The sequence below is a fragment of the Geomonas sp. Red276 genome, from assembly GCF_054784495.1.
Genome location: NZ_BLXW01000003.1, coordinates 219179 through 229727 on the forward strand (window position 1 = coordinate 219179; position 10549 = coordinate 229727).

The 10549-nt window shown below is 61.3% G+C and carries 7 protein-coding genes; 4 read left to right on the plus strand and 3 right to left on the minus strand.

All coding sequences use genetic code 11. The features are described 5' to 3' along the window. The first annotated feature begins 402 nt into the window (after positions 1–402). Both ACYVL5_RS04140 and ACYVL5_RS04145 read left to right on the plus strand, forming a co-directional pair. Entirely contained in the window at positions 403–2832 is a 2430-nt protein-coding gene (locus ACYVL5_RS04140) for a PAS domain S-box protein (protein WP_460594290.1), read from the plus strand. Continuing rightward, the gene (locus ACYVL5_RS04145; protein ID WP_460594291.1) at positions 2829–5246 is read left to right on the plus strand and encodes a hybrid sensor histidine kinase/response regulator; all 2418 of its coding nucleotides are present in this window, start codon (positions 2829–2831) and stop codon (positions 5244–5246) included. The genes ACYVL5_RS04140 and ACYVL5_RS04145 overlap by 4 nt, the downstream gene beginning before the upstream one ends. Positions 5247–5297: 51 nt before the next feature. On the opposite strand, the gene ACYVL5_RS04150 is transcribed toward ACYVL5_RS04145, so the two are convergent. Further along, entirely contained in the window at positions 5298–6182 is an 885-nt protein-coding gene (locus ACYVL5_RS04150) for a LysR substrate-binding domain-containing protein (RefSeq protein ID WP_460594292.1), read from the minus strand. 110 nt (positions 6183–6292) lie between these two features. Here ACYVL5_RS04150 and ACYVL5_RS04155 point away from each other — a divergent pair, with 110 nt between their 5' ends. Both ACYVL5_RS04155 and ACYVL5_RS04160 read left to right on the plus strand, forming a co-directional pair. Next, positions 6293–7225, plus strand: coding sequence for a YeiH family protein (locus ACYVL5_RS04155; protein WP_460594293.1), 933 nt, complete (start codon positions 6293–6295; stop codon positions 7223–7225). A 249-nt stretch (positions 7226–7474) separates the two neighbouring features. Beyond that, complete coding sequence (locus ACYVL5_RS04160) at positions 7475–7783, plus strand: rhodanese-like domain-containing protein (RefSeq protein ID WP_460594294.1); 309 nt, start codon at positions 7475–7477, stop codon at positions 7781–7783. Positions 7784–8758: 975 nt separating this feature from the next. Here ACYVL5_RS04160 and ACYVL5_RS04165 read toward each other — a convergent pair. After that, positions 8759–9430, minus strand: coding sequence for a fibronectin type III domain-containing protein (locus ACYVL5_RS04165; RefSeq protein WP_460594295.1), 672 nt, complete (start codon positions 9428–9430; stop codon positions 8759–8761). A gap of 478 nt (positions 9431–9908) precedes the next feature. Next, on the minus strand, positions 9909–10549 hold a 641-nt coding region (gene istB / locus ACYVL5_RS04170), incomplete at its 5' end, for an IS21-like element helper ATPase IstB (RefSeq protein ID WP_460594296.1).

The window sequence follows — 10549 nt, forward strand, 5'->3', positions numbered from 1 at the left end:
CGATCCTGGTTTAGCGATCGGTAAAGATGTCATTGAAGGCCTGCTGACGCGGGCCTTCTGTTTTTCAGAGGCAGCGAGGTCAGGGGCGATTGTCAGCAGAGAGGTTCGCAATGAAGCAGGAGCGCACGTTAATTGCATTTCGATGAAGCAGGGTTAGACTCTTCAAGGAAGGTATACCGAAAGTACAATGTCTTTTCTGACTTGATATGGTGAAATAAGAGGCGCACTGTTGTTAATGTGGTTAATCCAATGATGGCTTGATGCTGCCCTTTTACTGAGTCGACAACACTCGCCCAGCCATCCGGACGGGCTCATGGAGCAGATCATGCTGGAAAGCCGCCTGATCGATCACGCCCCGCCACTTGATCGGCTTTTCGACGGACGGTCGGTGGAGAGCATCCCGTGAGTCCGCTGAGCCGCTTCCCGCTACGGTTGAGCATACCCCTGCTGCTTCTCGTCATTGCCCTGACGGTGGAGGTTTTCAGCACGACCTACAGCCGGATGCAGGCCGACCAGGAGGAGGAACGCGAGTCGTTAAGCCTGGTGACCCAGGACATGGCGGTCCTCCAGATCTCCGTGCTGCAGCGCCTGCGCGTGGGGGACCGGCAGGGGGTCCAGCAGACCCTCGCCGCCTGGTCCACCCATCCCAACGTCATCGACCTCTCCCTGGTGGACGAGGCGGGGATCATTGCCGCCTCCACCATTATCCGCACCGTGGGGAGTCCGGCCTCCCGCGGCATCCCGGGGCTGGATCCCGTCGCGATGAAGGAGGCGGCCGCCAGTTCGGCCGGCAAGACGTCCTTTTCCTCCGATCGCAGGGTCATCACCACCTACTATCCGGTCTTCGAAGATGTCCGGGCCGGGGAGCTGAGGCCGCGCCGGGCCGGGATGCTGGTCATGCACTACGACGCCGGACGCCGCAAGGATGTCCGGCGGCAGGCCCTCAGGCAACAGGCCCTCGCGGAGGCGGTCCTGTTCGGCTGGCTGCTGCTGATGCTGGGGGGGCTGCTCCATGTCGCCCTCACCCGGCGGGTCGCCCTGCTGGTCAACGTCGCCAAGCGGTTGACCGAGGGGGACCTGACCGCCCGCTGCCGCCTGAAGGGGGCCGACGAGCTGGCCGAGCTCGGCAAGGCCTTCGACCGCATGGCCGATGAGATATCCATCAGCAACGAGTTGGCCAAGGCGGCGGCCGACAAGTACCGGATCGTCGCCGACAACACCTACGACTGGGAATTCTGGATCGCCCCGACCGGCGAGTTCCTCTACCTCTCCCCCTCCTGTCTCCGCATCACCGGGTTTCAGGCCGCAGAGTTCCGCGACGATCCGGCGCTGTTTTCGCGGATCGTCTACGGCGAAGACCGTGAGGCTTTCCGCTCCCACCGCAAGGATGCCGTCGAGGCGAACCCGTGCGAGGTCCGGTACCGCATCGTGCGGGCCGACGGGGAGGTCCGCTGGCTCGATCATACCTGCCAACCGGTACTGGACGGCGAGGGGCGTTTCCTCGGGACCCGGGGGAGTAACCGTGACATCACCGAACGCATGAAAGGGGAGGAGGCCCGGGCCCACCTGGCCGCCATCGTGGAATTCACCGACGACGCCGCCATCGGCAAGACCCTGGAAGGGAACATCGTGAGCTGGAATCGCGGCGCCGAACACCTGTACGGTTACCGGCGGGACGAGGTGCTCGGCCGCTCCATTTCCCTGTTGATCCCCCCCGACCGGGCGGAAGAGATGGAGGAGGTCCTCCAACAGGTGGCCAAGGGGATTCCCGTCGAGCGCCACGAGACCGTGCGGGTCTGCAAGGACGGGCGCCGGGTCGACGTGGCGGTCACCGTTTCCCCCATCTTCGACACCCGGGGCGAGGTGGTGGGAGCGGCCAGCATCGCCCGCGACATCACCCCCACCAAGAAGGCCGAGGCGGAGCTTAGGAAACTCTACGCCGAACTGGAGACCCGGGTCCGGGAACGGACCGCCGAGCTGGACCGCAGGGGGTCGGAGCTAGCCCAGAGCCAGCGGGCCCTCATGAACCTGGTGGACGATCTCAACCAGAAGACCGAGGAACTGGAGCAGGCCAACATCAAGCTCAAGGACCTCGACCGTCTCAAGTCGATGTTCATCGCCACCATGAGCCACGAGCTGAGGACACCGCTCAACTCGATCATCGGCTTCTCCAGCATCATCCTGCACGGCTGGACCGGTCCCATCACCAAGGAGCAGTCCGACAACCTGGATATCATCCTCAGAAGCGGCAAGCACCTGTTGAACCTGATCAACGACGTCATCGACGTCTCCAAGATCGAGGCGGGAAAGATCGAGGCGGTGCTCGAGGAGTTCGAGCTGTTCGACCTGGTCGTCGAGGCGGTCAAGCTGGTCAAGAAGGATTACGACGAGAAGGGGCTTTTGCTGCGGGTGGAAGCCGGCCGGGCGTCTCTTCGCACCGACCGGCGGCGGCTTTTGCAGGCGCTCATCAACCTCCTCTCCAACGCGCAGAAGTTCACCTCGGAAGGGGAGGTGACCGTCGCCACCCGGCTCTTCGACGAGCAGGGGAGGGGCATGGTCGAAATCAGCGTCATCGACACCGGGATCGGAATCGCCGAGGACGACCTCCCCCGCATGTTCCAGGCTTTCGTTCGCCTGGGGCATCCAAGCGGCAGCCCTCCCGGCACCGGTCTCGGCCTCTACCTCACCCACAAGCTCGTCACCGACGTCCTGGAAGGGGAGGTGACCGTGGAGAGCGTTCTCGGCAAGGGGAGCCGTTTCGGCATCGTCGTGCCGGCACGGTTGGGGAATGCCGAGGGTGAGCCGGAGTATCCCGGGGAGGTGGAGGCATGAAGATTCTGGTGGTGGACGACAATGCCAATGACCGCAGGGGGCTTCGCTACTACCTGGAGAACCGCGGAGAAGTGACCGTCATCGAGGCCCGTGACGGCCGCGAAGGGTACGACGTGGCACTCGAGCAGCTTCCCGACCTGATCATCTCGGACGCCCTGATGCCCCAGATGGACGGCTTCGAGTTCCTGCGCAACGTGAAGATCCACGACCTTTTGAAGAAGATTCCCTTCGTCTTCTACTCGGCGGTCTATACCGGTTCCAAGGACGAGGAGTTCGCCCGCAAGCTCGGTGCCGACGCCTTCATCACCAAGCCGAAGGAGCCGGACGAGTTCTGGCAGGAGATCCTGGCGGCGCTCAACCGGCGCGAGGGAGGTGAAAAGGAGGGTGCCGCCACCCCGCTCGGGGAGGAGAGCGAGTACCTGAAAGGGTACAGCACGGTGGTGGCGGCCAAGCTGGAGGAAAAGGTGCTGGAGCTGGAGGACAGCCTCGCGCTTCGGCTGGAGGCGGAGGAAGCCCTCGGAAAGAGCGAGCAGTTTCTCTCCAGCATCTTCGAGAACATCCCCGACATGATCCTCGTCGAGGACGCCGTGAGCGGCACCATCCTCAGGGTCAACCGGGCCGGAGAAGATCTCCTCGGCTACAGCCGCGAAAAGCTGGTGGGATGCAAGCCCTCCCAGGTGCTCCCCGCCGAGCTCGCCCGCTACTTCGCCCGCCTGACCGAAGATCCCCCGCCGGCGGGGAGCGTGGTGGAAATGCCGGAGGAGACCATCACGACCCGTTACCGGGGTGACCGGGTGATCGGCGGCAAGAAGATCTCCATCCTCGACCAGGCCGAGCAACCCACCTACATCCTGGGAATCTGCGAGGACGTGACGGAAAGGACGCAGGCGGAGGAGGAACTCCGCAAACTCTCCTCCGCCATCCAGCAGAGCCCGGTCTCCATCATGATCGCCAACAGCGACGGCATCATCGAGTTCGTCAACCCCAAGTTCTACCAGGTGACCGGCTTCACCCCGGAGGAAACGCTCGGACAGCACACCCGCATCATGAAGTCCGGGAAGACCCCGGACGAGGAGTACCGCCGGCTCTGGTCGACCATCACCTCGGGACGGGTGTGGCACGGCGAGTTCCACAACCGCAAGAAGGATGGGGATTACTTCTGGGAGCAGGCGACCATCGCGCCGGTCAAGAACAGGGAAGGGGAGATCACCCATTTCATCGCCATCAAGGAGGACGTCACCGAAAGGAAAAGGCTCGAGGAACAGCTTCGCCAGGCGCAGAAGATGGAGGCCATCGGGAAACTGGCGGGTGGAGTGGCCCATGACTTCAACAACATGCTGATGGTCATCTTCGGCTACGCCAACATCGTGCAGATGAAGATGGCGGACGACGACCCGCTCAAGGAGAACATGGACAAGCTCCTCTCCGCCGCCGACCGGGCCGCGACCCTCACCCGGAGCCTCTTGGCCTTCAGCAGGAAGGAGCCGATGGTGCTCAGGCCGCTCAACTTCAACGAGGTGGTCCGCAAGGTGGAGAAGTTCCTCAGCAGGATCATCGGCGAGGACGTGACGGTCTGCACCGACTTCCGCGAGGATCCCCTCCCGGTCAATGCCGACGGGGGGCAGATCGAGCAGGTGCTGATGAACCTGGCCACTAACGCCCGCGACGCGATGCCGACCGGAGGGACGCTCACCATAGCCACCGAGGGGGTGGAGCTCTCACCCCTCGAAACGGATGGGAAGGGGGGGCGCTACGTGGTCATCTCCGTCTCCGACAACGGGATCGGCATGGACAGCGAGACCGCGGAGCGGATCTTCGATCCCTTCTTCACCACCAAGGAGGCGGGGAAGGGGACCGGACTCGGGCTCTCCATCGTGTACGGGATCGTGAAGCAGCATGACGGCTTCATCACCGTGAACAGCGAGCCGGGGCGGGGGACCACCTTCCGCATCTATCTTCCCAGGCTGACGGCCGGGGAGGAGGCCGCCGAGGAGGGAGCGGCGGCGGTGCCGGTGCCTGAGGGGAGCGAGACCGTGCTCTTGGCCGAGGACGACGCCGAGGTGCGCCGCCTGGCGGTAAGCGTGTTGACCCAGTTCGGCTACCAGGTGATCGAGGCGTGGGACGGGGTGGAGGCGGTCAGCCTCTTCCGCGAGCACCGGGAAAAGATCGCCCTGGTGATGCTTGACCTGATCATGCCGCGCATGGGGGGCAAGGAGGCCTTTGCCGAGATACGGACGCTGTCGCGCGAGGTCCCGGTGCTCTTCGTGAGCGGCTATCCCCGCGACGTCGTGCAGCGAAGCGGCATGATCGAGGAGAACTTCGATCTGCTCATGAAGCCGATCACCCCCCAGGGGCTGCTGGTCAAGATCCGCGAACTTCTCGACCGCGGGAAAGGGGGTGCTGATCCGGGTTGAGACTCCACGCCCGGGGCTCTCCCGAGCGGGTTACCGCCCTCTTCGAGCGGGTTACCGCGCCTCTTCGAGCAGGGACAGGTAGGCCGACATGAGCTTCGAGGTGTAATCGCTGTCCCGGGTCAGGATGAAGAGGGTCCTCCCGAGGTTCACCGGCGTCTTCACCTCGACCAGCCAGCCATGGTCCAGTTCGCGCTGGACCGCCATTCTCGACAGGCATCCCACCCCCAGCCCCGCCTCCACCGCCTTCTTGATCGCCTCGGTGTGGCCGAGCTCCATGGCAATCTCGCAGGGAATCCCCGCCGCTGAAAGAGCCTTCTCGAATATCTCGCGGGTGCCGGAACCGACCTCCCGCATGATCCACCTCGTCGTGGCCAGCTCGGCACAGGTCGGAGTGCCGGCGCTCGCCATCGGGTGTCCCCTCCCCACCACCACGACCAGCTCGTCCTTCTTCCACGGCCTCACCTTGAGCGAGGGGATATGCGGCGGCCCCTCGATCAGCCCCAGGTCGTAGGCGCCGCTCTCCACCGCCTCCTCGATCTGTTTCGTGTTACCCACCTCCAGGAGAACCCGGGCACGGGGGTACTGGCGCTCGAAGGCCCCGACCAATAGCGGCAGCAGGTAGTTGCCGATGGTGGTGCTCGCCCCGACTTTCAAGACGCCTACCGGCTCCCCCACCGAATCGTTGAGAAAGCTCTCCACGCTGGCGACCCTGGCGATGATCTCACGCACCTGAGGGAGGATGTAGCGCCCGCGGTCGTTGAGGAGCAGTTTCCGGCCGCGGCGGTCGAACAGCGGGGCGCCGGCCAGCCGCTCCAGTTCCGCGATGGCCATGCTGACCGCCGACTGCGTTATCCCGGTCATCTCGCTGGCCCTGGTGGCCTGCCCGCAGGTGGCTACCTTCTCGAAGACATCGAGCTGTCGCAGGGTTATCGCCATGACGCCTCCATATAAGTAGAATTCATGTTTTTGATGAATACTTTGAATTTTTATTTATAGTCGTTATGCAATATATATTGCAACAATTATCCGGTGCGGAGGGGGGAAATATGGAAAGAGACGCCTATCGGAAGTTCCTGTTTGTGGTTTGCCTGGCAGCCTGTTGCTGGCCGACGGTCACCACGGCGATGGCGCTGGTGGCCGGGATGCTCTTCAGCCTGCTGATCGGGAACCCGTGGGGGAGAGGAAGCGCCAAGCTGAGCAAGGTCATTCTCCAGCTCTCGGTGGTGGGGCTTGGCTTCGGGCTGAGCCTTGGAGAGGTGGTGAGGGCAGGGAAGGCTTCGGTGCTCTATACCACCATCGGGATCTCGCTGACGCTGGCGATCGGGTACCTGCTGGGGAAATGGTACAAGGTAGAGAGCAACACCTCAGCGCTGGTATCCTTCGGGACCGCTATCTGCGGCGGGAGCGCGATCGCGGCTATGGCCCCGGTACTCAAGGCCAAGGATCACGAGATCGCGGTGGCGCTGGCGACCGTCTTCCTGCTGAACTCGGTGGCGCTGCTGGTCTTTCCACCCTTTGGACACCTGGTCGGCCTCAGCCAGGAACTCTTCGGCACCTGGGCCGGCCTCGCCATCCACGACACGAGCAGCGTGGTCGGGGCCGCCGCCTCCTACGGTTCTAAGGCACTCGCCGTCGGCACCACGGTGAAGCTCTCCAGGGCGATCTGGATCACCCCGGTGGTCATCGCGGCGGGGTACTTCAAGAGGTCGTCGCACCGGGCGACGGTCCCGCTCTTCATCGTCGGCTTCATCGTGGCGGCGACCCTGCGGACCATGCTGCCGCAGCTCCACGGGCTTTTCGATGGAGCCTCGGCCGTCTCGAAGCAGGCGCTGGTGCTCACCCTCTTTCTCATCGGCACCGGCCTTTCCAAGGAAGTGCTGAAAAAGGTAGGGATGCGCCCCCTCTTGCAGGGCGTCACCCTTTGGCTCCTGGTGAGCGCCGCCACCCTGGGGGCACTGGTGATGGTTGGGATAAGGTAATTAGGGAGGGGCGCCTGGGGAGGAATGACCGGTTCGTGCGTTTGAGACGGGGTGAGAAGTACTGGGGGGGACATGGGGGAATCTGGATAAGGATAATGTCTGGTTGACATGCGAGACGTGGTAGATTATATATATTGGAATTTGAATGGTCTGGCTGTGATTGTGAAGCGTTAAGCCTTGAAATAACAAATAGTTACCAGTGAAAAAATATCCTATGCTTTAACGGCAGATGGGTAGCGGGAGTTTTGCATGGAAGCTAAAGTAGTGCTTGAGAAGATGAGGTCCAAACGCCAGCCGGTCATACTCGATGTCCGCACCGGTTTTGAATACAATAGCGGCCATATCCCGGGGGCGGTGCATGCTCCGAGCTGGAAGCTCCTGGTCAAGATGGTCAACCTCCCCAGCGACAAAAACAGCGAGATCGTGGTGACCTGCGAGCACGGCCCCCGTGCCGCCATGGCGAGCTCCATCCTGGGGCTCTACGGTTACCGCAACGTCTCCTTGCTCTCCGGCCACATGGCCGAGTGGCGCCGTAACCGTTTCCCTATCGAGAAATAACGCACTTCCCCCCTCCGTCATGGAAGGGGGGAAGCCGGCATCTCCTGCCAAGCAAAGCCGCAGCACCTCCATCATTACCTCTCTTCGCAGCACTCCTTTATCTCCTCATACCTGCAAAGCAGATAGACATCTTCCAGGCATTCCTCTCTGAAGTTGAGTCAGCGTATGGTGCTCGTCTTTTCTATCCACCGTCACCTCCACGAGCATATCGCAGCGCACTTCTTCGCAATGGCAGGGGCGGTCAAACCAACATTTTGCGCTGGATGATTTAATTGCTGGAGAAATAAATTGGGGACGCCGGATTGTGGGCGCTCCCAAGGCCCTAATGTGTTGTCTGTGTTGATGGCAATTTTAGGGTCTCCGTCTGAAGCTTTATTGAAGACGACAAGGATAAGGGAGCGACTAGAGCGATTTCTTTTATCTTGAAACCGACAGGAGGGCACATTTGACGTCTTCCCGGCATCTTAGCCTCACTTCCACGGAATCGAACGATCTCACCTGCGGCAGATGGATTCCCAGCTGCCGAACACGGAATACGTAACGGTGCGAACGATTTCGTTCCATTGAGAGGCATCTGGGAACCCTTCGGGCACATCTTGCAGTACTCGAAATTTATTTCGTAGCCGCGAAATAAATTTCAAACGATTGCCTCTGTAATTTAAAGAGGTTGCAAAAAGCGGATAAGAGATCTGGCTGCCGGAAATCGGATTTCGCACCCGGCCAGTACGCATCCAGTCGCCGGTGAAGCCTTTCCGAAACGCTGGAGACCTGAGCGGGAAAAGAAATGTGCCTGGCGGGGAAGGTGTGAAGCAAAAGGCGGACAAGATGGCGTTGCGGGAGACCTTTGGGGTCAAATGGTGAAGGCGAAGGGGATTGTGAACCGATATCCGTTATGCAGGGGTGGGAGGATCTTTTGGCATGATGTTTACCGGCGTGAGGACGGTGGAGATCATCCTCACGCCGGTGAAAACTGTTTCAGACAGCCATGAGGTGGACGTAGACCGACCAGGGGCCAAGGCCTGCGTGGCCGAGGCATCTAACCCGCACAAAATAGACCTTTCCGGGCTCCAGCCCGGTAAGGTCCACGCCTCCGCGGATTTTGGTGAACTTCCACTCCATGCACCACGCGCTCTCGTCGTTGGGATCCCCATTGCACACTTGGACGAAATAGGCCGCTGCCCCCTTGACCTTACCAAACTTCAGCAGCAGCGTTCCGTTGATCTTGCCATGTTTGATGGAGAGGTTAATCGGTGCCGTGAGCGGGGCTGGGATGCTCGATCTCGGGGCCGGAGCTTTCTTGTGGTCGACCCCCAGGTTGCAGATGAGCTCGAAGTTTCTTTCGACAAGATACCGCATTCCTGCCCAGTTCAGGGCCAGGCAGGTGGCCTGTACGGCTTGGTCGCGCAGGGCGTCGCGTTGCGATTTCTTTCCCGTATCCCCGGTGATTACCGCGTACGCCAGCTCATGGTAGCGGAACCCAATGTCCTTGATCTGGGCTCCGTCCGGCACCCCCGGCGGCATCTCCTTGTAAAGATGGTGCGCCATGAACGCGTCGCCGATCCCCATGATATGCGCGGCGAGCTGAAGGTGGGGGGCGTTGAGGAAGCCCGTTTCAAAGACAGTGATTGGATTGCGGGCTCGCGGCATGGGGTCATCTCCGTTGCGGCGTCAGATTTGATTTTGCCAATAATAGCCGATGCGAGCCGACTTGCAACATTGCCTCGCGCCGCACAACACATGCCATCCTGACCACTCAAAGTCCGGTCCTCGACCCGGTGGGGACGGGCCGCGCGGGTGGGTGGTATGGGAGAGGTTTCAACAGGTGGAAATAGTCCAGACCGTCAGCGCGATTGACACGGCTCGGCAATACTTGTAAAAACTATGCGATAGCCACTGCCGCGTTATCCCTTGGGATCTGAAAAGAGGTGTGGAATGGCATATGATACGGGACGGGCTCTCGAATTGCTTCGCCACGGCTCCGGTAGGCATGGCGCCACCTTTCGCGCTGGGCAGGAGGAGGCGATCAGGCATGTCGTGGAAGGCCGTAGCCGGCTGCTTTGTCAATCGGCTTTGAAAATTGACCCACCATCGGCGTCCAAAATTGACCCACCCCAGGTAGCAGTTTTTACTTCTTGATCCGGGTCTTGATCCGCCAGCTGTCGTTGCCGGTCTCGACGATCTCGCAGTGGTGAGTCACCCTGTCCAGCAGTGCCGTCGTCATCTTACCGTCGCCGAATACTTGAGGCCACTCCCCGAAGGTGAGGTTGGTGGTGATGATCAGCGATGTTCGCTCGTAGAGCTTCGAGATCAGGTGGAACAGCAGTTGGCCTCCGTTCTTCGAGAACGGCAGGTACCCCAACTCGTCTAGGATGACCAAGTCGTGCCGAGCGAGATGCTCCGCCAGCCTGCCGCCGCGGCCATCGAGTTTCTCCTGCTCCAGTTGGTTGACTAGGTCCAGCACGTTGAAGAACCGTGCCTTCTTGTCGTCACGGATGCTCTGTCTGGCAACCGCTATCGCCAAGTGGGTTTTGCCGGAACCGGTGCCGCCGACCATGATGATGTTGGTGTGATCGGCCAGAAAGCCCCCTTCGTAGAGCCGTTTCACCTGCATCTCGTTGACGGGAGAGTCGGAGAACTTGAACGCGTCCAAGTCCTTGTCGACAGGGAACCTCGCGAGGCCCATGCGGTAGCGGATGCTTCTGGTTTTGCGTTCCGCCATCTCCGCTTCCAGAAGGTCGCAGAGGATCTTCTCCGGTGTCGCCCGGC

Excerpts from the sequence above, each read along its gene's own strand:
- ACYVL5_RS04165 (WP_460594295.1), bottom strand. The coding sequence starts at position 9,430 with ATGCCGCGAGCCCGCAATCCAATCACTGTCTTTGAAACGGGCTTCCTC.
- ACYVL5_RS04155 (WP_460594293.1), top strand. The coding sequence starts at position 6,293 with ATGGAAAGAGACGCCTATCGGAAGTTCCTGTTTGTGGTTTGCCTGGCA.
- ACYVL5_RS04160 (WP_460594294.1), top strand. The coding sequence starts at position 7,475 with ATGGAAGCTAAAGTAGTGCTTGAGAAGATGAGGTCCAAACGCCAGCCG.
- ACYVL5_RS04145 (WP_460594291.1), top strand. The coding sequence starts at position 2,829 with ATGAAGATTCTGGTGGTGGACGACAATGCCAATGACCGCAGGGGGCTT.
- ACYVL5_RS04150 (WP_460594292.1), bottom strand. The coding sequence starts at position 6,182 with ATGGCGATAACCCTGCGACAGCTCGATGTCTTCGAGAAGGTAGCCACC.